The organism is Streptomyces sp. NPDC048484, assembly GCF_040651415.1.
Classification (GTDB): Bacteria; Actinomycetota; Actinomycetes; order Streptomycetales; family Streptomycetaceae; genus Streptomyces.
In genome coordinates this window covers 171731-197463 of record NZ_JBEZJY010000003.1, presented here as the reverse complement: position 1 = coordinate 197463, position 25733 = coordinate 171731, and the positions used below count along the sequence as shown (strand labels likewise).

Annotated in this window: 22 protein-coding genes; 13 read left to right on the top strand and 9 right to left on the bottom strand. The window is 70.9% G+C overall.

Annotation, left to right across the window (positions count from 1 at the left end):
- The first annotated feature begins 1 nt into the window (after position 1).
- Positions 2–226 (top strand): DUF397 domain-containing protein, encoded by a 225-nt coding sequence (locus tag AB0D14_RS04195; protein ID WP_362774382.1) that lies wholly within the window; start codon positions 2–4, stop codon positions 224–226.
- Here AB0D14_RS04195 and AB0D14_RS04190 read toward each other — a convergent pair.
- Positions 207–1361 (bottom strand): 8-amino-7-oxononanoate synthase, encoded by a 1155-nt coding sequence (locus AB0D14_RS04190; protein WP_362774380.1) that lies wholly within the window; start codon positions 1359–1361, stop codon positions 207–209. The two genes, AB0D14_RS04195 and AB0D14_RS04190, sit on opposite strands and share 20 nt — an antisense overlap.
- A 210-nt stretch (positions 1362–1571) precedes the next feature.
- Between AB0D14_RS04190 and bioB the strand changes: the two genes are divergently transcribed.
- The 4 genes from bioB (at position 1572) to AB0D14_RS04170 (ending at position 5794) form a co-directional block, all read left to right on the top strand.
- On the top strand, positions 1572–2804 hold the full coding sequence (gene bioB, locus AB0D14_RS04185; protein ID WP_362774377.1) for a biotin synthase BioB: 1233 nt from the start codon (positions 1572–1574) through the stop codon (positions 2802–2804).
- Positions 2805–2871: 67 nt separating this feature from the next.
- Positions 2872–4152: an adenosylmethionine--8-amino-7-oxononanoate transaminase gene (locus tag AB0D14_RS04180; protein WP_362774667.1), complete on the top strand. Its 1281-nt coding sequence runs from the start codon at positions 2872–2874 to the stop codon at positions 4150–4152.
- Between the two features lies 1 nt (position 4153).
- The gene (bioD, locus tag AB0D14_RS04175; RefSeq protein WP_362774375.1) at positions 4154–4873 is read left to right on the top strand and encodes a dethiobiotin synthase; all 720 of its coding nucleotides are present in this window, start codon (positions 4154–4156) and stop codon (positions 4871–4873) included.
- Between the two features lie 207 nt (positions 4874–5080).
- Complete coding sequence (locus AB0D14_RS04170; RefSeq protein WP_362774372.1) at positions 5081–5794, top strand: class I SAM-dependent methyltransferase; 714 nt, start codon at positions 5081–5083, stop codon at positions 5792–5794.
- Between the two features lie 75 nt (positions 5795–5869).
- On the opposite strand, the gene AB0D14_RS04165 is transcribed toward AB0D14_RS04170, so the two are convergent.
- Positions 5870–6208, bottom strand: a complete 339-nt coding sequence (locus AB0D14_RS04165) for a fic family toxin-antitoxin system, toxin component (RefSeq protein WP_362774664.1) — start codon at positions 6206–6208, stop codon at positions 5870–5872.
- Positions 6209–6257: 49 nt separating this feature from the next.
- A complete protein-coding gene (locus tag AB0D14_RS04160) occupies positions 6258–6485 on the bottom strand; it encodes an antitoxin (protein ID WP_362774369.1) in 228 nt (75 codons plus the stop codon).
- A gap of 123 nt (positions 6486–6608) precedes the next feature.
- On the opposite strand from AB0D14_RS04160, the gene AB0D14_RS04155 reads away from it, so the two are divergent.
- Positions 6609–7457 (top strand): ABC transporter ATP-binding protein, encoded by an 849-nt coding sequence (locus tag AB0D14_RS04155; RefSeq protein WP_362774366.1) that lies wholly within the window; start codon positions 6609–6611, stop codon positions 7455–7457.
- Between the two features lie 11 nt (positions 7458–7468).
- Positions 7469–10036: an ABC transporter permease gene (locus AB0D14_RS04150; protein ID WP_362774363.1), complete on the top strand. Its 2568-nt coding sequence runs from the start codon at positions 7469–7471 to the stop codon at positions 10034–10036.
- Positions 10037–10252: 216 nt separating this feature from the next.
- Here the strand turns inward: AB0D14_RS04150 and AB0D14_RS04145 are convergent, their stop codons facing one another.
- The 6 genes from AB0D14_RS04145 to AB0D14_RS04120 are packed head-to-tail and all read right to left on the bottom strand — an operon-like array spanning position 10253 to position 16758.
- A complete protein-coding gene (locus AB0D14_RS04145; protein WP_362774360.1) occupies positions 10253–11941 on the bottom strand; it encodes an adenine deaminase C-terminal domain-containing protein in 1689 nt (562 codons plus the stop codon).
- Between the two features lie 54 nt (positions 11942–11995).
- Positions 11996–12979 carry a nucleoside hydrolase gene (locus AB0D14_RS04140; protein WP_362774357.1) on the bottom strand — a complete coding sequence of 328 codons (984 nt, stop codon included), beginning with the start codon at positions 12977–12979 and terminating at the stop codon, positions 11996–11998.
- Positions 12976–14022: an ABC transporter substrate-binding protein gene (locus AB0D14_RS04135; RefSeq protein WP_362774355.1), complete on the bottom strand. Its 1047-nt coding sequence runs from the start codon at positions 14020–14022 to the stop codon at positions 12976–12978. The genes AB0D14_RS04140 and AB0D14_RS04135 overlap by 4 nt, the downstream gene beginning before the upstream one ends.
- Positions 14019–15152, bottom strand: a complete 1134-nt coding sequence (locus AB0D14_RS04130; RefSeq protein WP_362774352.1) for an ABC transporter ATP-binding protein — start codon at positions 15150–15152, stop codon at positions 14019–14021. Before AB0D14_RS04130 ends, AB0D14_RS04135 begins: the two co-directional genes overlap by 4 nt.
- A complete protein-coding gene (locus AB0D14_RS04125) occupies positions 15149–15937 on the bottom strand; it encodes an ABC transporter permease (protein WP_362774349.1) in 789 nt (262 codons plus the stop codon). Before AB0D14_RS04125 ends, AB0D14_RS04130 begins: the two co-directional genes overlap by 4 nt.
- On the bottom strand, positions 15934–16758 hold the full coding sequence (locus tag AB0D14_RS04120) for an ABC transporter permease (protein WP_362774347.1): 825 nt from the start codon (positions 16756–16758) through the stop codon (positions 15934–15936). Before AB0D14_RS04120 ends, AB0D14_RS04125 begins: the two co-directional genes overlap by 4 nt.
- A 143-nt stretch (positions 16759–16901) precedes the next feature.
- Here AB0D14_RS04120 and AB0D14_RS04115 point away from each other — a divergent pair, with 143 nt between their 5' ends.
- The 6 genes from AB0D14_RS04115 (at position 16902) to AB0D14_RS04090 (ending at position 25731) form a co-directional block, all read left to right on the top strand.
- The gene (locus AB0D14_RS04115; RefSeq protein WP_362774344.1) at positions 16902–17930 is read left to right on the top strand and encodes a LacI family DNA-binding transcriptional regulator; all 1029 of its coding nucleotides are present in this window, start codon (positions 16902–16904) and stop codon (positions 17928–17930) included.
- 751 nt (positions 17931–18681) lie between these two features.
- Positions 18682–20160 (top strand): sugar transferase, encoded by a 1479-nt coding sequence (locus AB0D14_RS04110; RefSeq protein ID WP_362774342.1) that lies wholly within the window; start codon positions 18682–18684, stop codon positions 20158–20160.
- Positions 20161–20242: 82 nt separating this feature from the next.
- Complete coding sequence (locus tag AB0D14_RS04105) at positions 20243–21571, top strand: nucleotide sugar dehydrogenase (protein WP_362774339.1); 1329 nt, start codon at positions 20243–20245, stop codon at positions 21569–21571.
- Positions 21561–22841, top strand: coding sequence for a glycosyltransferase family 4 protein (locus AB0D14_RS04100; protein WP_362774337.1), 1281 nt, complete (start codon positions 21561–21563; stop codon positions 22839–22841). The genes AB0D14_RS04105 and AB0D14_RS04100 overlap by 11 nt, the downstream gene beginning before the upstream one ends.
- On the top strand, positions 22838–24205 hold the full coding sequence (locus AB0D14_RS04095) for a Wzz/FepE/Etk N-terminal domain-containing protein (RefSeq protein ID WP_362774335.1): 1368 nt from the start codon (positions 22838–22840) through the stop codon (positions 24203–24205). Before AB0D14_RS04100 ends, AB0D14_RS04095 begins: the two co-directional genes overlap by 4 nt.
- A complete protein-coding gene (locus tag AB0D14_RS04090) occupies positions 24202–25731 on the top strand; it encodes a Wzz/FepE/Etk N-terminal domain-containing protein (RefSeq protein ID WP_362774333.1) in 1530 nt (509 codons plus the stop codon). The genes AB0D14_RS04095 and AB0D14_RS04090 overlap by 4 nt, the downstream gene beginning before the upstream one ends.
- The last annotated feature ends 2 nt before the right edge of the window (positions 25732–25733 follow it).

Sequence of the window (25733 nt, the reverse complement as noted above, 5' to 3'; positions counted from 1 at the left end):
CATGCCCGCAATGCCTCGGTACTTACCTTCCAGCACGCGTCTGCCCGGTGTGCTGTGGCAGCGCAGCAGCCACAGCACGGGAATGAACAACTGCGTCGAGACGGCCCGTCCGGGCTCCGGCCCATGGGCCGGCCTGCTCGCGGTGCGCGACTCCAAGAACACGTCGGGGCCCGCCCTGCTCTTCGCCCCGGCGGCCTGGGAGGGGTTTATCGGCGCGCTTCGATGATCACGCCCACGGCCCGGTCGAGCTGCGCGTCGGTGAGATCCGCGCGGGCGGTGAGCCGCAGCCGTGAGATGCCGTCCGGCACCGACGGGGGACGGAAACAGCCGACGGCCAGACCCGCCTCACGGCAGTCCGCGGCCCAGCGAAGTGCCTGTTCCGGGGAGGGGGCGCGCACGGAGACGACCGCGGCGTCCGGCCGTACGGCTTCGAGGCCCTCAGCCGTCAGGCGCGCGTACAGAGCCGTCGCCACCGCACGTGCGCGTGCGGCCCGTTCCGGTTCCCCGCGCAGCAGACGCAGGGCCGCCAGGGCCGCGCCCGCCGCCGCGGGGGCCAGACCGGTGTCGAAGATGAAGGTACGGGCCGCGTTGACCAGGTGGTCGATGACGGGGGCCGGTCCGAGGACGGCGCCGCCCTGGCTGCCGAGCGACTTCGACAGCGTGACGGTGGTGACGACGTCGGGCGCGCCCGCGAGCCCCGCCGACCAGGCGGCGCCCCGCCCGCCGTCACCGAGGACGCCCAGACCGTGCGCGTCGTCCATCACCAGGGCCGCGCCGGGTGTGCCTGGTTCGCCGGATTCCCGGCAGGCGGCGGCCAGTTCCGCCAGCGGGGCCGCGTCGCCGTCCACCGAGAAGACCGTGTCGGAGACGACGATCGCGGGCCCGGTGCGCGTGCCCAGCGCCTTGCGGACGGCCTCGGGGTCGGCGTGGGCGACCACCTGGGTGGTACCGCGCGCCAGCCGGCAGCCGTCGATCAGCGAGGCGTGGTTGCCCGCGTCGGAGACGATGAGGGAGCCGTGCGGCGCGAGCGCGGTGACGACTGCGAGGTTGGCCGCGTAGCCCGATGAGAAGACGAGGGCGGACTCGAAGCCGCAGAACGCGGCCAGCTCGTACTCCAGTTCCGCGTGCAGTTCGGTCGACCCGCTGACGAGCCGGGATCCGGTGGCGCCGCCGCCCCATGCCCGGGCGGCCCGCGCGGCGGCCTCCGTGACCTCGGGGTGCCGGGCCAGGCCCAGATAGTCGTTTCCGGCGAGGTCGAGGAGCGTGGAGTCGGCGGCGCGGGGACGCAGAGTGCGGACGAGTCCGGCCCGGCGGCGCGCCCGCGCCTGCTCGTCGATCCACTCGAACGGCGATCGGGTCATGTGTCCTCCGGGCCATGACGTGAGGGTGTCCCATGGGGTCCCGACACATGACCTTCCGCCCGGCCGTCCCCACTGCCTTTTGTAGGCAACGCACAGACCCTAGCGGGATCACCAGCCGCCCATGATGTGGCAATACCCACACGTCGAACCGTCTCTGTTGTCCGGTCCCTCCTTGGCCCGGCGCGGTCGGATAGGCCAGGATCGGACCTCATGGACCTGCTGAACACGCTGGTGGACAAGGGGCTTCGGCGCGAGCTGCCGACCCGCGACGAGGCACTGGCCGTGCTGGCCACCTCCGACGAAGAACTCCTCGATGTGGTGGCCGCGGCCGGCAAGGTACGCCGGCAGTGGTTCGGCCGGCGGGTGAAACTCAACTACCTCGTCAACCTGAAGTCGGGCCTGTGTCCCGAGGACTGCTCCTACTGCTCACAACGGCTCGGCTCGAAGGCCGAGATCCTGAAGTACACGTGGCTGAAGCCCGACCAGGCCTCCCAGGCCGCTGCCGCGGGGCTCGCGGGCGGCGCCAAGCGGGTCTGTCTGGTGGCGAGCGGACGCGGCCCGACGGACCGTGACGTCGACCGGGTCTCGGACACCATCAGGGCGATCAAGGACCGGCACGAGGACGTCGAGGTGTGCGCCTGTCTCGGTCTCCTCTCGGACGGTCAGGCCGATCGGCTGCGCGAGGCGGGGGCGGACGCCTACAACCACAACCTCAACACCTCCGAGAAGACGTACGGGGACATCACCACCACCCACACCTATGCCGACCGGGTGGACACGGTCCGGAAGGCGCACGCCGCGGGCCTGTCCGCCTGCTCAGGTCTGATCGCCGGTATGGGCGAGAGCGACGAGGACCTCGTCGACGTCGTCCTCGCGCTGCGGGCGCTCGACCCGGACTCGGTGCCGGTCAACTTCCTGATCCCGATGGAGGGCACCCCGCTCGCCAAGGAGTGGCACCTCACGCCGCAGCGGTGTCTGCGGATCCTCGCGATGGTCCGGTTCGTCTGCCCGGACGTCGAGGTGCGGATCGCGGGCGGCCGCGAGGTCCATCTCCGTACGATGCAGCCCCTCGCCCTGCACCTCGCCAACTCGATCTTCCTCGGCGACTACCTCACCAGTGAGGGACAGGCGGGCAAGGTGGACCTGGACATGATCGCGGACGCCGGGTTCGAGGTGGAGGGCTCGGGCGAGGTGACGCTTCCGGAGCACCGGGTCACCGCGCACGGAGGCTGCGGCTCGCACGCGGAGACCGGGTGCGGTTCGGGCGCGGAAACGGGGTGCGGTTCGCACGAGGGCGCCGGCCGCGGTCCCTGCGGCCCGGCCGGCGAGGAGCGCGCCCCGGAGGAACCGGTCTCCGGGCCGACGCGGGTCTCCGAGGCGCGTACGGACCTGGTCGCGGTACGCCGTCGGGGCGCCGGAACGGATCTCGCGCCCAATGCCTGATCTGCCCCCGCCCGGCCTTTCCGTGCCCAGCCCGTCCGTAACCAGCCCTTCCGTGTCCAGCCCCTCCCTGCCGGACCCTTCCGTCCGTGAGCTGCTCGATCTCGACCGACAGCATGTGTGGCATCCGTACGGGCCGATGCCCGGCCGGCAGGAACCGCTCGTCGTGGAGTCGGCGAGCGGGGTGCGGCTGCGGATGGCCGGCGGGGGCGGCGAGCTGATCGACGGCATGTCGTCCTGGTGGTCGGCGATCCACGGCTACAACCACCCCGTGCTCAACGAGGCGGCCCGCGACCAGCTCGGCCGGATGAGCCATGTGATGTTCGGCGGGCTCACGCACGAGCCGGCCGTACGGCTGGCGAAGCGCCTTGTCGACATATCACCCGAAGGGCTGGAACACGTCTTCCTGGCCGACTCCGGCTCGGTGTCCGTCGAGGTCGCGGTCAAGATGTGCCTCCAGCACTGGCGTTCGCTCGGCCGCCCGGCCAAGCGGCGCCTGCTCACCTGGCGCGGCGGCTATCACGGCGACACCTGGCAGCCGATGTCGGTGTGCGATCCCGAGGGCGGGATGCACGAGCTGTGGCAGGGCGTGCTCCAGCGGCAGGTGTTCGCCGACGCGCCGCCGGTCGCGTACGAGGAGTCCTACGCCGACCACCTGCTTTCGCTGATCGAGCGGCACGCGGACGAGCTGGCGGCGGTGATCGTGGAGCCGGTGGTGCAGGGCGCGGGCGGGATGCGGTTCCACTCCCCCGCGTATCTGCGGGTGCTGCGCGAGGCGTGCGACGCCCACGACGTGCTGCTGGTGTTCGACGAGATCGCGACGGGCTTCGGACGCACGGGGACGCTGTTCGCGGCCGGGCACGCCGGGGTGACGCCGGACGTGATGTGTGTGGGCAAGGCGCTGACCGGCGGATATCTGACGATGGCGGCGACGCTGTGCACCTCGCGGGTCGCGGAGGGGATCTCACGCGGAGAGGTACCGGTCCTCGCCCACGGCCCGACCTTCATGGGCAATCCCCTCGCCGCCGCCGTGGCCTGCGCCTCGATCGATCTTCTCCTCGGCCAGGACTGGCAGACCGAGGTCAAGCGCATCGGGACGGGGTTGCGGGACGGTCTGGCGCCGGCCGCTGAACTGCCGGGTGTCCGGGACGTACGCGTCCTCGGCGCCATCGGGGTCGTGCAGTTGGACCACGAGATCGACATGGCGGCGGCGACCCGGGCGGCGGTGCGCGAGGGCGTGTGGCTGCGCCCGTTCCGGGACCTCGTGTACACGATGCCGCCGTACGTCACCGTGGACGCCGATCTGGCGCGGATCACGGCGGCCGTGTGCGCGGCCGCGCGGGAGGGCTGACATGACGGTACTGGTGATCACGGGGACGGGCACGGAGGTGGGCAAGACCGTCGCGACGGCCGCCGTGGCCGCGGCGGCCGTCGCGGCCGGGCGCTCGGTGGCCGTCCTCAAACCCGCGCAGACGGGCCTGCTGCCGGGTGAGCGCGGGGACGCCGACGAGGTGGCGCGGCTCGCGGGCGCGGTCACGGCCGTCGAACTCGCGCGCTATCCCGAGCCGTTGGCCCCTGCCACGGCGGCCCGGCGGGCCGGTCTCGCGCCGGTGCGGCCCGAGCAGATGGCGGAGGCCGCGGGCAAGCTGGCCACCGAGCACGACCTCGTGCTGGTGGAAGGTGCGGGCGGGCTGCTCGTACGGTTCGCCGACGAGGGCGGCACCCTGGCGGACGCGGCACGGCTGCTGGGCGCTCCGGTGCTGGTGGTCGCCTCCGCCGGGCTCGGCACGCTCAACACCACTGAACTGACCGCCCGCGAACTGCGCTCACAACGGCTCGACCTGCTCGGCGTCGTCGTGGGCAGTTGGCCGAACGACCCCGACCTCGCGTCCCGCTGCAACCTGGCGGACCTCCCGAGGGTGGCGGGGGCACCCCTGCTGGGCGCGCTCCCCGAAGGCTCCGGCCGGCTCACGCCCGCGGCTTTCCGTGCCACAGCGGCAAGCCGGCTGGCACCACGCCTCGGGGGAACATGGGACGCACGGTCCTTCACCGCTGCGGCGCAGCGCCCGTAGAGGGCGCAAGGGCGCAAGGGCGTAAGGGCGCGGGGAACTGCGCGACGGGCCACACCCACCCCGCAGACAACAACCGGCCACAACCGCCCCGCGGACAACAAACGGCATCCGGACGGGACCGCGGTGCGAACGGCAGGTCGACGGACGGGTGAGCGAGGCCCTCCGGGGGGAGAATCGCGGTAGGTCCACGCCCCAACGGGAGGCCTCATGCGACCGCGCGGCTCCAGAATCGCCAAGACCGGCACGCTGACTCCGGCTCCGGTGCACCATCCGCTGTTCGCCCGCTTCTACGCCCGGCTCAGTGTGGCGGCGGAGCCGACGATCGGCGTCCATCGCGACGAGCTGCTCGCCGGGCTCTCCGGCCGGGTCATCGAGATCGGCGCGGGCAACGGGCTGAACTTCGCCCACTATCCGGGCACGGTCTCGGAGATCGTCGCGATCGAACCCGAGCGGCGGCTGCGACAGCTGGCCGTGACCGCGGCCCTGCGCTCGGACGCGCCGGTCGACGTGGTGCCGGGGGTCGCGGAGGCCCTGCCGGTCAAGAGCGAGGCGTTCGACGGAGCCGTCGTGTCGCTGGTGCTGTGCAGCGTACGAGACGTGCCGCGGGCCCTCGCCGAGATCCGCCGCGTCCTGCGCCCGGGCGGCGAGCTGCGTTTCTTCGAGCACGGCAGAGGCGGCGGCCGCGCGATGCGGGCCGGTCAGAGCGTCCTGGACCGCACGGTCTGGCCGCTGCTGTTCGGCGGCTGCCACGTGGGCCGGGACCCGGTCGGCGCGATCCGGGACGCGGGGTACGAACTCGGCCCCTACCGACAGCTGTCGGTGCCCGACAAAGGGCCGCGGACACCGAGTTCGTACTGCGTGCTGGGCACCGCTCGCCGCCCGTCCGCCCCTCCTGAAGCAGGTGAGCCGGTGAGCCCGTGAGTCCGTGAGGCGCTGAACCACCGAGACACAGAGCCGCTGAGTCACTGAGTCACAGAGCCTCTGAGTCACTGAGCCTCACAGGCTCCACTGGCGCAGCTCGCGCGCGATGTCCTGCACCGTCGCCTCGCCGGTCTTGACCAGCCTGGCCAGATCGCGGACCTGCTCGGGCGAGGTGACGACCTTCAGGCCGCTGGCGACGAGGTAGGCGTACGCGACGGCCATGGCGAACATCGCGTTCGAGCGTTCGAGCGCCGGGACGTGCAGCAGCAGCTGGAGCAGCGCGGCGGCGCGGGTGTGCGGGGTGTCGTAGACGGGGACGCCGAAGATCTCGGCCTCGTGGCGGCCGACGGCGGCGACGAGGGCTCCCCAGTCGGCGACCTGGGGGTCTCCCGGCGTCTTCTGCTCGGCGACCATGAGGAGCCAGGCGAGGTCGACTCTGATGTTCAGTGGTTCGTTCAAGAGCTCAGCGTCGGCCTTCTCTGTTCGTGCCGAACTCCTCGGCGAAGACGGACTCGTACTGCTTCATGAAGTCGGCGGCGGCCTCGACGAAGGTGTGGCCGGCCTCCCCGGTGTCCTGCTTGACCAGTTCCTCGATGTAGCGGTTGACGCTCATCCCGCGGGCCAGGGCGCGTTCACGCGCGGCCCGGGCGGTGCCCTCGTCCACGCGTACGTTCAGTTGCGTCTTCGCCATACTTCGAAGCTAGCGCCGAAACGCTAGCAAAGGCAAGTGGGTACTGCGGGGGGATACCGGGTGTGCCCCGGATCACACTAGGCTCGCCCCGCGGACACCGAAGTCCGACATAGGAGGCTGGTCTTGTCCACAGCAGCTGCGGAGCACGCCCTCGGGCGCACGGGCGACGAGGAGACAGCGGCCCGCGCCCGGGGCCTGACGAAGGCGTACGGGTCGGGTGAGACGACCGTGCTCGCCCTCGACTCGGTCGACGTGGACATCGCGCGCGGCCGCTTCACGGCGGTCATGGGCCCCTCGGGCTCCGGGAAGTCCACCTTGATGCACTGTCTGGCGGGGCTCGACAACGTCTCGACCGGACAGGTGTGGCTGGGCGACACCGAGATCACCGGGCTGAAGGACCGCGAGCTGACCCAACTGCGGCGGGACCGGATCGGCTTCATGTTCCAGTCCTTCAACCTGATCCCGACGCTCAACGCGGCCGAGAACATCACGCTGCCCATGGACATCGCGGGGAAGAAGCCCGACGAGAAGTGGCTGAACCAGGTCATCGACCAGCTCGGTCTGCGCGACCGTCTCAAGCACCGGCCCGCGCAGCTCTCCGGCGGTCAGCAACAGCGGGTGGCCTGCGCCCGGGCGCTCGCCTCGCGCCCCGAGCTGATCTTCGCGGACGAGCCGACCGGAAACCTGGACTCGCGCGCGGGCCTGGAGGTCCTCGGCTTCCTGCGGGACGCCGTCGACGAGCTGGGGCAGACCGTGGTCATGGTCACGCACGATCCTGGCGCGGCGGGCCACGCCGACCTGGTCCTCTTCCTCGGGGACGGGCGGATCGTGGACGAGATGGCCCGGCCGACCGCTGAGACGGTGCTGGAGCGCATGAAGAGGTTCGACACGATCCGCGGAACGTTCGAGGGTGACGCCGCCCTCGACCAGAAAAGCGACCTCGACCAGGGCATCGCCCCCGACAGGGACTGAGGCAGGCCGTCGTGCTGAAGGCGACACTCCGGAGTTTTCTCGCCCACAAGGGCCGGCTGCTGCTCTCGGCGCTGGCCGTCGTCCTGTCCGTGGCGTTCGTCGCGGGCAGCCTGATCTTCTCGGACACCGTCAGCCGTACGTTCGACCGGCTCTTCGCGTCCACGTCGGCCGACGTGACCGTGAGCCCGAAGGAGGATCTGAAGTCGCAGATCCCCTCCGGAGCGGTCGAGACGGTGCCCACGGACCTCGTGGACCGCATCGGGAAGGTCGCCGGGGTCGCCCTCGCGCGTCCGGACGTGGCCGTCGAGAACGTCACCGTCGTCGACCGCGACAACGAGTCGGTGGGCCCGACCACGGGCGCGCCCACCATCGCCGCCGACTGGTACGTCACCGACCGCAGCCCCGTGGCGCTGACCTCCGGGCACACCCCGCGCGGACCCGGCGAGGCGCTCCTCGACGCGGACACGGCCGACAAGAAGCGGGTGGACATCGGTGACCCGCTGACCGTGATCGCGCAGCCCGGGTCGTTCAAGGTGAAGGTCGTCGGTATCGCGACCTTCAAGACCACCAACCCGGGCGCCGCGCTGGTCTTCCTCGACCCGGCCGTCGCGGCGGACAAGCTGCTGGGCAGGACCGGGGTCGCCACCAGCATCCAGGTGGACGCCGAGTCAGGAGTCAGCGACGCGCGGCTCAAGCGGAGCATCGCAGCGGAACTCGGCTCCGGCACCTACGAGTTGGAGACCGCGGACGAACAGGCCGAGACGGCCGCTTCCCAGCTCGGCGGATTCCTCGACGTGATCAAGTACGTGATGCTCGGCTTCGCGGGTATCGCCGTACTGGTCGGGGTCTTCCTGATCGTCAACACCTTCTCCATGCTGATCGCCCAACGCACCCGCGAGCTGGGCCTGTTGCGCGCACTCGGCGCCGACCGGCGGCAGGTCCGCCGGTCCGTGCTCACGGAGGCGGTCCTGCTCGGCCTGGTGGGCTCGACGCTCGGCCTGGCCGCGGGCATCGGGCTCGCGTTCGGACTGATCAAGCTCATGGGCGTCTTCGGCATGAACCTGAAGACCACCGAGATGGTCATCGGGTGGGCAACGCCGGTCGCGTCGTACGTCGTCGGGGTGGGCGTCACCTTCGTCGCGGCGTACCTTCCGGCCCGCCGGGCCGCCACGGTGTCGCCGATGGCCGCGCTGGCGGACGCCGAGATCGCCGGTGTGGGACGGCCGTTGCGGACCCGGGCCGTGGTGGGATCGGTCGTCGGCGCGCTGGGCGCCGCCGCGCTCGTGGGCTGCTCGACGGCGACGCGGACCTCGTCCGCCGCCTCCCTGCTGGGCCTCGGTGTCGTCCTCACCCTCATCGCGACGGTGATCGCGGGACCGCTGCTCGTCCGTCCGGTGATCCGCGTCCTCGGCGGGTTCTTCCCCGCCGTGTTCGGCTCGGTCGGCCGGATGAGCCAGCGCAACGCCCTGCGCAACCCGCGACGCACGGGCGCCACCGCGGCCGCCCTGATGGTGGGCATCGCCCTGGTCGGTGGAATGTCCGTGGCGAGCGCGTCCATGACCAAGTCCTTCGACCAGCAGATCGACAAGACGCTGGGCGCCGACTTCGTGGTCCAGAACGCCAACTTCCTGCCGTTCCCGCAGGAGATCACCAAGAAGGTGGAGGCCACCGACGGCGCGGGACTCGTCGTACGGCAGCGGTTCGCGCCGGTCGCCGTCCGGCTGCCGGACGGCAAGCGCGTCGAGACGACCGCGGCGGGCTACGACCCGAAACTGGACGACGTCGCCCGCATCAGTTACGCCGAGGGGGACACGGCCGCCGCACTCGCGGACGGGAACATCGCCATGGACGCCGGCTTCGCCAAGGACCATGACGTGCGTCTCGGCAGCATGATCCCCGTCGAGTTCTCCGCCGGACGGAAGACCGAGCTGAAGGTCGCGGCGCTGACCGACCAGGACGCCGCGGAGGGCTTCGGAACGCAGGGCGGACTGTTCCTCGGCTTCGCGACCATCGAGAAGTACGTGCCCGGCGGCCAGGACTCCGCGCTGTATGTGAACGCGGCCGCAGGCGCCTCCGACGACACGCTGCGCTCCCACCTCGACAGGACACTCGACCCGTATCCGCAGGTACAGGTGCGCGACCTGGCCGACTACAAGAAGCTGATCCACGACCAGATCGCCGTGCTGCTCTATCTGGTGTACGCCCTGCTGGGGCTCGCGATCGTCATCGCGGTGCTCGGTGTGGTCAACACCCTGGCCCTGTCGGTCGTGGAGCGCACCCGCGAGATCGGGCTGCTGCGCGCGATCGGGCTGGCCCGCCGCCAGCTGCGGCGGATGATCAGGCTGGAGTCGGTGGTGATCGCCGTGTTCGGCGCAATCCTGGGGCTGGTGCTCGGGCTCGTGTGGGGCGTGTGCGTGCAGCAGGTCCTCGCGCTGCAGGGGATGAAGGCGTTCGCGATCCCGTGGACCACCCTCGTCGCGGTCGTCGTGGGATCTGCCGTCGTGGGCATCGTGGCGGCGCTGCTGCCGGCGCTGCGCGCGTCGCGCATGAACGTGCTCGCGGCCATCGCGCACGAGTGACCGCCCCGGTCCGGGGGCGGTCACGCGAAGCGGCAGGCCCTCCGGGGCCGGCGCGGCCGCACCGGCCCCGGAGGGCATGGCTGGAGCCGTACCTGGAGGCGTTCGGGACGGTCGTCGCGGGGCTCCGGGACCGAGTCACCGGTCCGGAGCCCCGCGCCCGGCAGCGGCTGGTGGTGAGGAGACGCGCCGGGTCCGCCAGGGGCCGCGGCGCGGTGCTCACGCCAGGACGGCGGGCTCCCAGGCCCGGTCGACCACCCGCACCAGCCCCAGGTCGGTCAGCTTCACCTGCGGGGAGACCGGAAGAGTCATGGTCGAAATGGACATGAACGCGTTCCGGTGCGCCCAGCCCCAGCGGTGCAGGGCTTCGCGGATCGCGGCCGCGCCCTGGGACACCTCCTCGGCGGGACGGTCTGACAGGACCCCGGCCACCGGCAGCGGCAGGTGCACCGGCTGATCGCCCGCAGCGATCACGCAGATCCCCCCGTGTGAGGCGATGACACGGTTCGCGGCCTCTCGCAGCGCCGCGGACGTGGTGGCGGTGACCGTCAGGTTGTGGCTGTCGTGCGCGTACGTGGTGGCGACCGCGCCGTCGGACAGCTCGAAGCCGACCACCGGAGCCATCGTGCGCCGCCCGCTGCGGTGGTGGCGTTCGAACACGGCCAGTACCGCGGTACGGCCCTCCCACTGCACGACGCCGTCCCGCACCGGAAGGACGACCTCGGCCGGCTCGGTGAACGTGTCCACCGGATTGACCCGCAGGGCCCGGAAGACATGCTCGCCGTCCGGCAGGTCCACCGTCCAGGCGCACCCGTCCGCGTCCAGCGGGTCGAGGTGGACGGAGTCGGCGAACGGGTTGCCGGACAGGACCGCGGGCGCGCCCTCCTCGACCGGCTCGCCCCCGCACACGACCATGACCGGCGTGAAATCGGCCAGGTCGCGCAGCAGTACCAGATCCGCGCGCCGTCCGGGGGCCACCACTCCGCGGTCGTCCAGGCCGAGGCGGCGGGCCGGGTGCAGGGTCAGCGCGCGGAGCGCCGTCAACGGATCCATACCGGCGCCGACGGCGACCCGGGCGATGTGGTCGAGGTGGCCGCGCTCGACGATGGCGTCCGCCGCGAGGTCATCGGTGACCAGGCAGAAGTCCGGCTGCACCGGCAGTGTGGCGAGTCTGCTCACCAGCTCCGGGGTGAGGCACTTCTCCTGGAGCATCAGCAGCATGCCGAGCCGGGCCTTCTCGACCGCGACCTCCGGGGTGTTCTTGGTGTGGTCGGAGTCGATGCCCGCCCACAGGTACTCGCCCAGGTCGTCGCCGGAGAGGTTGGGGCAGTGCCCGTCCAGTCGTACGCCCTTGGCCCGCGCCGCGGCCACGATCTCGCGCATCCGGCGGCTGCCGTCGACGACGGCCCGGTAGTCCATCACCTCGCCGAGCGTGGTGACACCCTCCCAGTCGAGCATGTCGGCGATGTCGGCGGCGCTGAGCACGGCACCCGCCGTCTCGAAGCCCTCCAGGGCCGGTACGCACGAGGGCACCGCCCAGTGCATGGACTGCAGGGCGCCGCGGCCCTGTTCGATCATCCAGGCCATCGCCTCGCGCCCGGCGACGTTGACGATCTCGTGCGGGTCGGCGAGCACCGTCGTGGTGCCACGGGGCAGCGTGATCCGCGCGAACTCGCGCGGTGCGAGCAGCGAGCTCTCGATGTGCATGTGCGCGTCGACATAACCGGGCACCACCAGAAGTCCATCGGCGTCGATGACCTGGCCGGCGTCGATCTGGGCGCCGGGGCGCAACAGGGCGCGGATCAGGTCGCCGGTGACGGCGACATCGGCGGCGGTCTGTTCCCCGGTGTGTACGGAGACCACGCGGGCTCCGCGGATCAGCAGGTCGCAGTGGCTGGGCGCAGGCATCGACGGTTCTCTCGTTCGGCAGATGTGTCAGTGGTTCGCGGAAGAGGCCCGGTATCAGCCCCGGCGAACGGGTCCGTGGGCGTCGGCGCCGTAGTGGCGCAGCAGGCGGGAGATGAGAAAGGCACGGAAAGCATCGGTGTCGACGCCGGTGGCCACCTTGGCGTTGTGCGGCAGTCCGGTGCGTCCGTGCACATCGGCGATCAGCTTGCCGCGGGAGAACTCGCCGCCGCACTCCACCGTCACCCAGGCATCGGTCCACTCGATGAGGCCGGGGCGTACCGTGGCGGCCACGGCCAGCGCGTCGTGGACCGCGCAGGCGGCGACGCCGTGGCGCTGCTCGTACCGGGTGGCGAGGTGGTCGAGCATCCGCCCTGCGGCACCGGTGGCGGGCGCGCCGTCGGCCAGCAGCTGTTCGATGTCGGCCCGGGTCGTCAGCGCCTTGCGGGTCACGTCGAGCCCGACGATCCGCAGCGGCACCCCGGCCTCGGTCACGAACCGGGCGGCCTCGGGGTCGGCGAAGAAGTTGAACTCGGCCGACGGCGTGACATTGCCCGGCGCGAAGGCCGCCCCGCCCATCAGCACGATCTCCTTGACCGACGAGGCGGCCTCCGGGTGGGCGTGCAGCAACGCGGCGATGTTGGTGAGCGGCGCGGTGGCGATCACGGTGGTGCCCGCGGGCCCTCGGTCCCGCAGCCGCGCGGCCAGCCATGCGACGGCTTGCGCCTGGTGCGGCGTACGCGCCGACGGAGGGAGGTGTACGCCGCCGAGCCCGCCCTCGCCGTGCACGGGCTCGTCCGGGATACGAACGGCGCGGGCGATGGGCCCCGCGTGCCCCTGTACGACGGGCACCTGAGCGTCCACACCGATCAGGTCGCACAGTCGCAGCGCGTTGTCGACGACCTGCCCGATCCCGACGTTCCCGGCGACGGTGGTGATGCCGGTGACATCGAGTTCGGGCGACGCGAAGGCCAGCAGCAGGGCGACGGCGTCGTCGATACCGGGGTCGCAGTCGATGACGACCGGCTGCGGGTGTGTCACCCGGACACCTCGCGCTGGAAGCGGTCGACCCACTCGTCGTTGTTCTTCACGGCCAGTTTCAGGTCGGGCATGGTGAAGCCGGCCGCCGCGGGGTCGGTCGCCGCCTCGCCCACCACGTCGGTGATCGCCCCGGGAATCGTGGCGTCCTTGTTGACGGGCTTGTCGTGGAAGGTCGCCGCGGCCTTCTCCTGGGCCTTCGCCGACAGCAGGTAGTTGATGAACTTCTCCGCGCCCGCCTTGTTGTGCGCGCCCTTCACCAGCTGCGCGGTGTTGGAGACCACGTACCGGCCCTTGTCGAGGGGCGCCCAGGCGATCGGCTTGCCCGCCTCGACCGGGTCGATGGCGAACAGGTCGAGCGCCGGGGCCATCTCCACCTCGCCGCGGTCGAGCAGGCTGACGAGTTCGGTGCTGCGGCTGAAGTACTTCAGTACGTTCGAGGAGTTGGCGGAGAGCTTCTTGAACGCCGTGTCGGTGTCCTCGGGGCCCGAGCCGTAGGTCGCGGCGGTGGAGTAGAGGAAGGGCACTCCGGCGCTGGTCGAGATGTCGGGCATGGCGATCTTGCCCTTGTGCTCGGCCTTCCAGAGGTCCTTGAGGCCGGGCGCCTTGTCGAACTTGTCGGTGCGGTAGAGCATGCCGAGCAGCTGGTACGTGTACGCGGGCGCGTAGCCGTCCTTGTTCTTGGCGAAGTCGTGGATCTTCTTGAGGTTGGAAACGGCCGACGGGTCGATTTTCTCGAACAGGCCCTGTTCCTGGCCGCGTTGGGCGAACAGGTCGGAGATCATGGCGACGTCGACCGTCGGGTTGCTGCTGTTGATCTTGAGCTTGGTGAGCCGCTCGGCGTTGTCGCCGCTCTCGACCTGGACGTCGATACCGGTCTCCTTCTCGAACGGCTTGACGATGTTCTTCTCGAACAGGTCGGCGCCGAAGCCGAAGGTGGAGACGGTCAGTTTCTTGGGGTCCTGCTCCCCCGCGGCCGATCCGGCGCAGCCGGCCAGCGGGAGGACCAGCAGGGTGGCCGCGGTGGTGGTGGCGAGTCGTCTCATGAGGTCTGCAGCTCCTGCTTCGTGCGGGGAAGATCGATGGTGTGCGCGGCGGGGAGATGGAGGCGCACCTGCCGGCCGGTGCGCAGCTCGAAGTCACTGCTGGTGGCCAGGACGGTGCGGCCCTCGGACACGGCGGTGACGACGCAGTCGGTGCCGCGGAACCGCACGGAGGTGAGCACGGCGTCGACCGTGGTACCACCGGGGAGCGTGAGGGGTTCGGGGGTCGATTCGGGGCTGACCACCGTGACGTGCTCCGGCCGGATGGTGACCGTGCGGCCGTCCGGCAGCTCGACGAAGTTCTCGTAACCGAGGAACTCAGCGACGAAGCGGTTGGCGGGAGCGCCGAACACCTCTCGCGGGGCACCCTGTTGGGCGACCGTGCCCTGATCGAGGATGACCATGCTGTCGGCGAGCTCCAGGGCCTCCTCCTGATCGTGGGTGACCAGGATCGCGGTGAGCCCGGTCTCCTTCTGGATACGGGCGAGTTCCTGGCGCATCTGGACGCGCAGCCGCGCGTCGAGGTTGGACAGGGGCTCGTCGAGGAGGAGCACCGAGGGGCGTACGGCGATGGCGCGGGCCAGTGCGATGCGCTGCTGCTGGCCGCCGGAGAGCTGCTTGGGCTTGCGGCCGGCGAGGTGGGACAGGCCGACCAGCTCCAGCGCCTCGCCCGCCCGGATGCGCCGAGCGCCGTCCTCGACGCCCCGCATCTTCAGTCCGAAGGCGACGTTCTTCTCCACGGTCAGGTGCGGGAACAGCGCGTACGACTGGAAGACCATGCCGATGTTCCGGCGCTCCGGGGGAAGCCTGGTGGCGTCCTCACCCTCCAGCAGGATGCGGCCCGCGGTGGGTTCCAGGAATCCGGCGATCATGCGCAGGGTGGTGGTCTTGCCGCAGCCGCTGGGGCCGAGCAGCGCGGTGAACTCCCCGCGGCGTACGGTCAGATCGAGGTCCCGTACCGCTGCCGTGCCCGCGAACTCGCGGGAGACGGCGTCGAGTTGAACCACTGGAGTCATCGTCGTTCTTCCTGTCCTCTTCTTGTCGTTGTCTCCGCCGTTGTCTCCGCCGTTGTCCCCATCGCTGTCCTTGTCGCTGCCCTTGCCGCCGTCCCTGCCGTCTCGTACCGCGCTCACCGGCTGAAGACCTTGTTGAATCCGACGAGGCGCTCCGTCAGGAGGGCCACGCCGACCGTGGCGGCGAGCAGCAGGGTGCTCACCGCGGCCACCATGGGGTCGTAGGAGAACTGCACGTAATTGAGCATCTCGACGGGCAGCGTGGAGATCCCTGGCCCCTTGAGCAGCAGTGACAGCGGAACGTTGTTGAAGGAGGTCAGGAAGGACAGCACGGCCGCCGACACGATGCCGGGCGCCATCACCGGCAGCGTGATCGCGAAGAACGCCCGCAGGGGTCCGGCGCCGAGACCCCTGGCAGCCTCTTCCAGCCCGGGGTCCGACAGCGCGAGCGAGGCGCCCGTGACGCGTACCGCGTAGGGCAGCAGCAGGACGGTGTGGCCGATCAGCAGCGCGCCGAGCGCCGTGATCCGCATGGTCACCATGAGCTGCTGGAAGAGCGCGAAGCCGAGGACCAGCTCGGGGACGATCACGGGTGAGAGGAAGAGCGTCTCGACCGTCTTGTGGCCGCGGAACCTGTGGCGCTGCACGGCCAGGGCCACGGGGATGCCCAGGACCAGCGCGAACAGCGTCGCCGCAGCGGCCACCAGCAGACTGGTCACCAGGCCCTGTTGGAAGGAGCCGCTGGACAGCGCCTGGTCGAACCACCGCAGCGAGAAGCCGGAGGGCGGGAACTCGACGGTGTCGCCGGAGGAGAAACCGATGGCGACGACCAGGAGGATGGGCCCGAGCAGAAAGACCATGGCCAGGCCGGCCAGCAGGGAGAGAACGGGGCGTCGGCGTATCACGACGTGGCCACCTTCGCCGATATCCTGCCCGAGGCCCAGCCGACCGCGAGCACCAGTACGGTCATGATCAGTGCGACGGCGCTGGCCCCGCCCCAGTCCAGTTTCACGTTCGCGTAGTCGTAGAGCAGCGTCGCCAGGGTGCGGTTGCGGGAGCCGCCGAGCAGCAGCGGTGTGGTGAAGGCGGTGACCGCTCCGGCGAACACCAGGGTCGCCCCCACCAGTACGCCGGGCAGGGCGAGCGGCAGCACGATCTGCCGGAAGGCCCGGCCGGGGCTCGCGCCGAGGCCGCGGGCGGCGTCCTCCAGACCGGAGTCGATCTGCGACAGCGAGCTGTACGAGGTGAGGATCATCAGCGGCATGAACAGCTGGGTGAGACCGGCGACCAGGGCGAACTCCGTGTAGAGCAGCTCGGGCGGGCGGTCGGTGAGTCCGGTCGCCAGGACGACATCACTGATGAGGCCGTTGCGGCCGAGGATGACCAGCCAGGAGAAGGTCCGCACCACCGTGCTGAGCAGCAGCGGGAAGACCGCGAGCGCGAGCAGCAGGCCCTGGCGGCTCTTGGGAGCCCGGGCGATGAGATAGGCCGTCGGAAAGCCGAAGACCAGACAGACCAGGGTGACGGTGACGGCCACGCGTACGGTCCGGGCGAGCACGCCCAGTACGTAGCTGTCGGTGAGCATGGTGCCCAGCTTGCCGAGCACGTCGGGGTCGTCGGCGGCGGGCGGCGCGAAGAGCGTCACGACGAAGGGGAACGCGAAGCCGAAGGCCAGCAGTGCCAGGCCGGGCGCGAGCAGCAGCCCCAAGGTGGCCTTCCGGGACACAGCCACACCACCTCTCAGAGATTCCTACAACCGGTTGCTGCAACCGGTTGCAACAACCGGTTGAGGTGGACCATACTTTCGCCCGGATCCAAGCGTCAACGCGTTCGTGTAAAGATCCCGTTACGCACACACTGGGGGGCGAGATGGTGACGCTGGCAGACGTCGCACGCGCGGCGGGGGTGTCGAAGGCGACCGCGTCACGCGCGCTGAGCAGGCCCGACATGGTCGCGGCGAACACGCGCGAGCGGGTGCTGGCCGCCGCCGGGGCCATGGGTTTCGAGTTCAACGCGAACGCCCGGGCGCTGACCACCGGCCGGACGAGCCTGATCGGCGTACTGGTCCCGAGTCTCGCCAACCCCTTCTTCGCCCCGATCGTGACCGGCGTGCAGCGCGCCCTGTCCCAGCACGGCGACAACATCCTGCTCGCCGTCTCCGAGGGTTCGCAGAGCAGTGAACACGAGTTGGCGGGGAAGCTCGCCTCGCGCGTCGACGGTCTCGTCTTCATAGCGCCGGTGAGCCCGGACTCGGCGATCAGGGCGTTCACGTCCAAGCTGCCGGTCGTCACGGTGGACCGCACCGTGCCCGCGGTGCCCGGCGTCCTGATCGACACCCCCGGCGGTGTCGCCGACATCGTCACGCACCTGGCGGGCCTCGGTCACCGGGCCATCACCTATGTGGGCGGCCCGGACGGTTCGTGGATGGCCGAACAGCGCAACAGCGCGGTCGAGAAGGCCGCCCGCCGCAGCGGTGTCGACCTCACCGTGCTCGGTCCCGTCGCCCCCCGGATCGACGCGGGGCTGGCCGTCGCCGAGCGCATCGCCGCCGAACGGAACGTCCAGGCGGTGGTGGCCTACAGCAGTTACCTGCTGCTCGGCCTGCATCTGGGGCTGCGCGACGCCGGCATACGGGTCCCCGAGGACATCAGCCTGGCGGCGTCGGACGACCTGACCGCGATCAGCACGGACCGGCCCGACACCACGGCGCTACGGGTCCCGCTCGAAGAGGCGGGCTCAGCCGCGGTCCGCCTGCTCCAGGAGACGAACCCTCCCAAGCGTGCCCGACGGGTGCGCATAGCCACCGAGTTGATCGTCGGCGGCTCCACCGCTCGCGCCACCGGTCCACAGCCCCGGACAGGTGGCCGGGTGGGGCAGCGCCCGGGAAACAGACCTTGAGTCGGTCCCTCACGTCGCGCGCCTCGTCGTCCGGGTCGAACACCCCGCCCGCCCCGGGCACCTCGCCCACACCGGGCCCCCACAGCGGCACGTTGCAGGGCACAAATAGTGGGACATCGTAGCCGAATCGGGGCCGTGAAAGGTCCGTTGCGGCTCGCCGGTCACAACAGCGCGGAAGTTACGCCTAAAAGCGGCCAGGTTGTCAGGGCCGGGACGCCTCGTGGTTGCCGGTGCCGACAGCCCAGAAACTCTCGTCGTCACAGGTCACATGGCACGCCTTCTTCGTGACGGCACTCGCAGGCGGTCAGTGATCGGCAAACACACCCTCAAAACTTGAACGCAAATTGCACACATCCTCTCTACATACTGGTCCTGATGGTCTAGATTGACCGAGCTTCACCAGTTCGGACATAAGCCGACCAATAGCGATCCAAACGTCCGGAGCCACCGGAAGTTAGCAGTCGCACTTCCCCCGCGCCAGGCGTGGGGTGATCAATTCTTGGAGCCCGTGAGGGGCCCTTGGGTGCGGGGAGCATTCAGGGTTTCGACGGGTTCCCGCACACCTTCAAGAGCCTGGCAGGACATGCGAGTCCACTGCCGGGCTGTTCGAGGCGCGCTGAAATACCGGGATGTCATGCGTGGGGGGCGGGGGCCTCCCGAGGGGAGGAACAGAGCGGGGGGCGGGGGTCTCCCGGGGGGATGAACAGTGTGAGGCGAACGCGTCGAACCACTGGGGACCTTGGGGGGTTCTGTGCAGCGGGGGGATTTAGTCAGCCCGTTTCCACCGGCGCGTGGGCGTCTGGCGAATGGGCCGGTCAGACAGTCCACGATCGACTGGGAGCAGCGGTACCGCCGTACCGTGATCGCCAGCGACACCATGACCACCGGCTTCGTGGTGGTGGCGATCGGCAACTTCTTCGGAGCCCGGGACGCGGCCAACTGGCACGAGAAATGGGTGATTCTCGCCTTCGGCACCGAGCTGCTGGTGCTGGGAGCGCTTGCGGTGAGCCGATCGTGGGCTCCGGCCGTACTCGGCCAGGGCGCCGAGGAATTCCGCCGGCTCGGACGCTCGCTGTTCACGGCGGCCGTCGTACTGGCACTCGGCGGGATCGCCCTCACCTCGCGCAACATCAAGCTCTGGATCTTCGTCGCGATCCCCGCGATCGCGCTCACCACCATGACCGCGCGGTATCTCCTGCGCCTGCGACTGCACAGACAGCGCAAGGAAGGCCAGTGCCTGAGACCGGTGCTCGCGGCCGGGAGTCCGGACACCATGCGCGACCTGATCACCCGAGCCCGCAAGTTCCCGCACCTCGGCTGGCGGGTGGACGCGGTGTGCACGACGGACGGTCTCGGGCTCGACGGTGACCACCTGGACGGAGTGCCGGTCGTCGGCCGGCTGGCGGACGTCGCCAATCACGTCCGCCGCGACGGCTACCGTGTCGTCGCGGTCACACCGGACCCGCACTGGTCACCGGAACGACTGCAGCGGCTGGCCTGGAACCTCGAAGGCAGCGATGCCGAGATGGTCGTGGCCCCCGTACTGATGGAGGTGGCCGGCCCGCGGCTGCACGTCGACGCGGTGCTCGGGATCCCGCTGCTGCGGGTCAGCATACCGACCTTCACCGGGGGTCACCGGGTGGTCAAAGGGGTCGTCGACCGGCTGGGCGCGGCGGTCCTGCTGGTGCTGTTCGCGCCGCTCATGGTGCTCGTCGGGCTGCTCGTGCTGGCGAACAGCCGGGGTGGGGTGGTCTACCGCCAGCGCAGGGTCGGCAAGGACGGCCGCGAGTTCACCATCTACAAGTTTCGCACCATGGTCGCCGGGGCCGACGGGGCACGTGCCGGGCTGGCCGACCGCAACGAGGGCGCCGGCCTGCTGTTCAAGCTCCGCCGGGACCCGCGGGTGACCCGGGTGGGAGCAGTGCTGCGCCGGTACTCGATCGACGAGCTCCCGCAGCTTTTCAACGTGCTCACCGGATCGATGTCACTCGTCGGTCCGCGGCCCCCGCTGCCGGAGGAGTCCGCCGCGTACGGCCCGGACATCCGGCGGCGGCTGCTGGTCAAGCCCGGGCTCACCGGCCTGTGGCAGATCAGCGGACGCAGCGACCTGCCCTGGGAGGAAGCGGTCCGGCTGGACCTGCGGTACGTGGAGGACTGGTCGCTCGCCCTGGACACGGTGATTTTGTGGAAGACGCTACGCGCGGTGCTCTACGGGCAGGGGGCCTACTGATGCGCCGGGGGCCGCGGCACAACCGGCCGATCGATGTACGGACCGCAGGCCGGGAAGGCCTGCCCGGGGGGAGGGACGGGGCATGAGAGTCAGCGTTTTCGGGCTCGGCTACGTGGGCTGCGTGTCAGCCGCGTGCCTGGCCAGCATGGGTCACGAGGTCATCGGGGTGGACGTGAACCAGGTGAAGGTCGACCTGGTCAACGACGGCAAGGCCCCGGTGGTCGAGGAGCGGATCGGCGAGCTCATCGCCGAGGTCGTGCGGACCGGAGCCTTGAGAGCCACGGACGACGTCCACGAGGCGATCATGGGCAGCGAGGTGTCGCTGATCTGCGTGGGCACGCCCTCGGAGCCCAACGGCAGCCTGTGCACCACGTACCTGGAGCGGGTCACCGAGGAGATCGGCGCCGCACTGGCCGAGGGGGCCAAGCAGGGAGGCCGGCACACCGTCGTGTTCCGCAGCACCATGCTCCCGGGCACCTGCCTGAACCTGCTGGTACCGATCCTGGAGAAGTACGTCGGCGGCACGGCCGGGGTGGAGGTCGGGGTCGCGGTCAACCCGGAGTTCCTGCGCGAGGGCACGAGCGTGCAGGACTTCTTCGACCCGCCCAAGACCGTCATCGGCGAGCTCGACCCGGCAAGCGGCGACGCGGTGCTGGCGCTGTACGACGGCTTGCCCGGCGAGGTGTTCCGGGTGCCGGTCCCGACGGCCGAGGCGATCAAGTACGCGGACAACGCGTTCCACGGCCTCAAGATCGGCTTCGCGAACGAGCTGGGCGCCGTGTGCCAGGCACTCGGGGTGGACTCGCACCAGGTGATGGACGTGTTCCTGGCCGACCGCAAGCTCAACATCAGCCCCGCCTACCTGCGGCCCGGCTTCGCCTTCGGCGGCTCCTGCCTGCCCAAGGACCTGCGCAGCCTGGTCCACGCGGCGCAGCGGGCCGACGTCTCGGTGCCCATCCTCGCCCACGTGCTGCCCTCGAACTCCGCACATCTGCAACGCGCGGTGGAGCTGGTCGAGCGCACCGGCAAGCGCCGGGTGGGCCTGCTCGGGCTGTCCTTCAAACCCGGTACCGACGACCTCCGCGAGAGCCCGCTCGTCGAGTTGGCGGAAAGACTCTTCGGTAAGGGATACGACCTGCGGATCCACGACGCCAACGTGAGCCTGTCACGGCTGCTCGGCGCGAACCGTGAGTACATCGAGACCCGGCTGCCGCACCTCGCGGACCTTCTCGCGGACTCCGTCGACGACGTACTGGAGCACGCCGAGGTGTGCCTGGTCGGGACCAGGGACCCGGCCGTGCTGGCGGCGCTGCCCCACGGCGGCGACGGCCCGGTGCTCATCGACCTCATCCACCTTCCCGACGCCGACACGCGCCGAACCGAACCGGGGTACATGGGCCTTGCTTGGTGACAGATCGTTCGATGAGACAGCCGGCGGCGACCGGCCGGACCGGCGCGCGCTGATCCTGGTGGAGAACCTGTCGGTGCCGTTCGACCGGCGGGTGTGGCAGGAGTGCACGACACTGCGCGACGCGGGCTGGGAGGTGCACGTCATCTGCCCCCGGGGGAACAAACGGGACACGGAGGCGGAGGCGGAGATCGACGGGGTGCGGATCCACCGCTACCCGTTGCGCGCGGCCACCGGAGGGCCGGCCGGCTATCTGCGGGAGTACGGGTCGGCGTTGTGGCACACGGCCCGGCTGGCCCGCAAGGTCGGCCCCGTCGACGTGGTCCACGCCTGCAACCCGCCCGACCTGCTGTTCCTGCCCGCCCTGTGGCTGAAGCGGCGCGGCGCCCGGTTCGTCTTCGACCAGCACGACCTGGTACCCGAGCTGTACCTCTCCCGGTTCGACCGCGGCGAGGATCTGCTCTATCGCGCCGTGTGCGCGCTGGAACGGATGACCTACCGGGCCGCGGACGTCGTGCTCGCCACGAACGAGAGCTACCGGGACGTCGCGACGCACCGGGGCGGGCAGCGGCCGGAGGACGTCTTCGTGGTGCGCAGCGCGCCCCAGACCGACCGGTTCCAACCGGTGCCGCCCGAGCCGGAGTTGAAGCGCGGCAAGCCTCATCTGCTGTGCTACCTGGGCGTCATGGGCCCGCAGGACGGCGTCGACTACGCCTTGCGGGCCCTCGCGAAGCTGCGTGACGAGCTCGGGCGGACCGACTGGCACGCGGTGTTCGTCGGCTCCGGCGACGCCTTCGACGCCATGGTGGAGCTGTCCCGGCGGCTCGGGCTCTCCGAGCAGGTGCAGTTCACCGGGCGCATTCCGGACGCCGACCTGGTGCGCTACCTGTCCACCGCGGACGTGTGCCTCTCCCCCGACCCGCGCAATCCGCTCAACGACGTGTCGACCATGAACAAGGTCCTGGAGTACATGGCCATGGGCCGGCCGATCGTCTCGTTCGACCTCCGGGAGGCGCGCGTCTCCGCCGGTGACGCCGCCCTCTACGCGTCCGCCAACGACGAGGCCGAGTTCGCCAAGCTCATCGCACAGCTGCTGGACGATCCGGAGCAGCGGGCCCGGATGGGCGAGATCGGCCAGGAGCGGATCAGCGGTCAGCTGTCCTGGCGGAACTCGCAGGCGTCGCTGCTCTCCGCCTACGCCGCCGCCTGCCGCGACCACACTCCGGTTTCGGCGAGCGGCCCCATCCGCACAGGGAAGAGGCCGCACCGTTGAGCGACGACACAATACGCCTGGTCACGATCGGGCGGATTCTCCAGCGGCGCTGGCGGCTTCTCGCCGTCCTCGCCGTGATGGGCGCGCTCGTCGGCTACGGCGCCTCGGTGCTGTTCCCGCCGCGCTACACGGCGTCGGCATCGGTACTTCTGCCGGGTCAGTGGGAGGAGCGCGAGCTGCTGACCCAGGCGGAGATCGCGACCAGTTCGGTGGTGGTCGACCGCGTGGCCGCCACGCTGCACTGGCAAGGCGTCAGCGGCGGCCAGTTGAGGGATCGAGTGAGCGCCCAGGCCGCAGACGGGAACATCATCAAGATCTCGGGTACGGCCGACACCCCGGAGCGCGCACAGCGGCTCTCCGACCAGGTGGCCCAGCAGTTCGTCACCTTCGCCGCGCGGATCGCGGGCGACAGCGCCGACTCCGAAGCGGCTTCGGGGCCCGAGACGCTGCGGCAGCAGGTGAAGGAGACCAACCGCCGCATCACCGACCTGGCCAAAGCAGCCGATCCGGGGCAGACCGTGGAGAGCGTGCAGGCCCGCACCGCGCTCGCGAATCTGCGCACCGCGCTGGACGAGGCCATGACGAAGCTCGACGAGGCCGACCCGACGACCAACCAGGCCGGAATGGTCGTCATGGGGCCGGCGGCCCGGCCGACCGGCGAGGCGCCGCCGACGAGGACGCAGCTCATCGTCGGCGGGGCGCTGCTGTTCTTCCTGCTCGCGGTCATCGGCCATCTCGCCGCCGCCCGGGTGAATCGCCGGCTGCGCACCGAACCGGAGATCGCCGCGGCGCTGGGCTCGGCGCTCCTCGGCACCGTCGACGTGCCGGGTGAACAGCCCGCGCACCGGCCGCAGGACAGTGGCCCGCGGGCCAGGATCCGCCGTCTCCTCGGCGTCGACGCCCGGTGGGACATACCGGCCCCGCGGACGTCCGGCGACGAGGCCGGCAGACGGATCCGCTACCGGCGGGTGTGCGCTCGCCTCCGAAACCAGCTGCCGGCCCCCCGGCGGCTGCTGGTCGTCGTACCGGAAGGCGACGAGATCGCCGGCCGGGCCGCCGGGCAGCTCGTCGCCGAGGCCAAGAACGATCCGCTGCTGCGGGTGGTGGAAGTCCCGGTGTCCCAGCCGATGGTGCCGGACCGCGGCACCGAGTCCGGTGCCCTGGTCGTACTCAGCGCGGGCAGCTGGACCGCAGGAGAACTCGCCGGCATCGCCGAGGCGTGTGCGGACAGCGGGCACGAGGTCGTCGGCATCGTCGTCGCCGGCCTGGTCCGGGCCCGCCCGACGCGGTCCGCCGACCACCCTCCGGACAACGCCACCGCAGCACTCGCGACTCACGGCCCCGCGACGGGAGGTTCAGCGTGACGACGAGTACGACTTCGGAGCCGCCGGCCGCCGCTCCGCTGCTGGACCTGCACGCGCTGGTGGTGGCGGTGCGCAGACGCCGCCGCCTCTGGTGCTCCGCGGCACTGCTGGGGCTGCTGATCGGCATGGCCGTGGCGGTCCTGCTGCCGCCGCCGCCGACCGCGACGACCAAGGTGCTGGTCGTGCACCAGGAGGACCAGCCGAACGACACCGGGACACTGATCCGCACCGACGTCGCGCTGCTGGGTACGACGCGGATCGCCGGCAAGGCCCTGCAGGCCCTCAAGTCCCCGGACAAGCCGGAGGACTTCATGCTGGACTACCGGGGTACCGGCTTGACCAACAACCTGCTGCAGATCGATGTGACAGGTAAGAGCGACGCGGAAGCGGTGGCCCGGGCCAAGGCGCTGGCCGACACGTTCGTCGCGGACCATGTGAGGCGGATGCGGGAAGCCGCGGACGCCGAGGCCAAGGCCCTCCTCGACCAGCGTGACCGCATGCGTGACGAGCTCACCCAGGTCAACGACTCGATCGGAGACCGATCGCCGGAGAGCGACCCGGAAACGTCGGCGAGCCTTGAGTCGCTCTTCGCCCGCCGGGCCCTGCTCAACTCGCGGATCGCCGATTTCGACCAGCGCGCCGCGGATGCGCGCACCGGCACGCCCAAGGTCGTCGCCGGCACGCAGATCGTGGACTCCCCGCGCGCGGTGCAGCACTCCCTGCCGAAGACCGCTGCCACCAACGCCGTGATCGGGCTCGTCCTCGGGCTCTTCCTCGGGCTCGCGCTGGCCGCGGTCGGCACGGTGGTGGCGGACCGCCCCGTGCTGCGCCGGGAGATCGCGGCGAACCTGGGCGCCTCGGTCGTCGCGGAGCTGCGCTCCCGGCCCCGCGGGCCGGCCGGGCTGTGGCAGCGCCGGCGGACCCGGGCGGCACGCGACCGGCTCACCGCGACCCTGGCCCGCACCGTACGCCGCTCCGCGGAACCGGTGTCGCTGCTGGAACTGGGCTGTGCGCGCAGCACGAGCGCGATCGCCCTGAACGTCGCCAGGGCACTGGCGGCGGAGGAGCAGGTGGTCGTCATCGACGGTCTGCCCGGCCGGGAGCTCGCCAACAGCCCCAAGAAGCCGGGAGACCCGGCCGTGGTCAGCGGCGAGGATGCCGCGGCCGTGCCGCATCAGACGTGCAAGATCGGCGTCGGCTCGGTCGCGCCCGGCACGGCGTGGACCGACCTCCAGTACCTCGGTACCCGGACCGTGCTCGTCGTGCGTGCCGGGCACGGCAGCGCCGCATGGCTGCACACCGTGGCGCGGCAACTCGCGGACCAGCGCATACCGGTGATCGGTGTGGTGCTGATCGACCCCGATCCGCGTGACCGGACCGACGGCACGCTGTGGGACGGGCCGCACACCGCGCCACGCGGCCGTCACGAGCGGCCGGCCTGGCAGCACGAGACGGACCAGCCACGCACGGAGCGGCCGTCGATGTCGGCCGCACGGGTCCCGTACAGCGATCAGGAGGCCAGGTAGAA

What these genes read in the sequence shown, in the direction of transcription:
- AB0D14_RS04195 (WP_362774382.1), top strand. Translation starts at nt 2, where the DNA reads ATGCCCGCAATGCCTCGGTACTTACCTTCCAGCACGCGTCTGCCCGGT.
- AB0D14_RS04190 (WP_362774380.1), bottom strand. Translation starts at nt 1,361, where the DNA reads ATGACCCGATCGCCGTTCGAGTGGATCGACGAGCAGGCGCGGGCGCGC.
- bioB (WP_362774377.1), top strand. Translation starts at nt 1,572, where the DNA reads ATGGACCTGCTGAACACGCTGGTGGACAAGGGGCTTCGGCGCGAGCTG.
- bioD (WP_362774375.1), top strand. Translation starts at nt 4,154, where the DNA reads ATGACGGTACTGGTGATCACGGGGACGGGCACGGAGGTGGGCAAGACC.
- AB0D14_RS04170 (WP_362774372.1), top strand. Translation starts at nt 5,081, where the DNA reads ATGCGACCGCGCGGCTCCAGAATCGCCAAGACCGGCACGCTGACTCCG.
- AB0D14_RS04165 (WP_362774664.1), bottom strand. Translation starts at nt 6,208, where the DNA reads ATGGTCGCCGAGCAGAAGACGCCGGGAGACCCCCAGGTCGCCGACTGG.
- AB0D14_RS04160 (WP_362774369.1), bottom strand. Translation starts at nt 6,485, where the DNA reads ATGGCGAAGACGCAACTGAACGTACGCGTGGACGAGGGCACCGCCCGG.
- AB0D14_RS04145 (WP_362774360.1), bottom strand. Translation starts at nt 11,941, where the DNA reads ATGCCTGCGCCCAGCCACTGCGACCTGCTGATCCGCGGAGCCCGCGTG.
- AB0D14_RS04135 (WP_362774355.1), bottom strand. Translation starts at nt 14,022, where the DNA reads ATGAGACGACTCGCCACCACCACCGCGGCCACCCTGCTGGTCCTCCCG.
- AB0D14_RS04115 (WP_362774344.1), top strand. Translation starts at nt 16,902, where the DNA reads ATGGTGACGCTGGCAGACGTCGCACGCGCGGCGGGGGTGTCGAAGGCG.
- AB0D14_RS04105 (WP_362774339.1), top strand. Translation starts at nt 20,243, where the DNA reads ATGAGAGTCAGCGTTTTCGGGCTCGGCTACGTGGGCTGCGTGTCAGCC.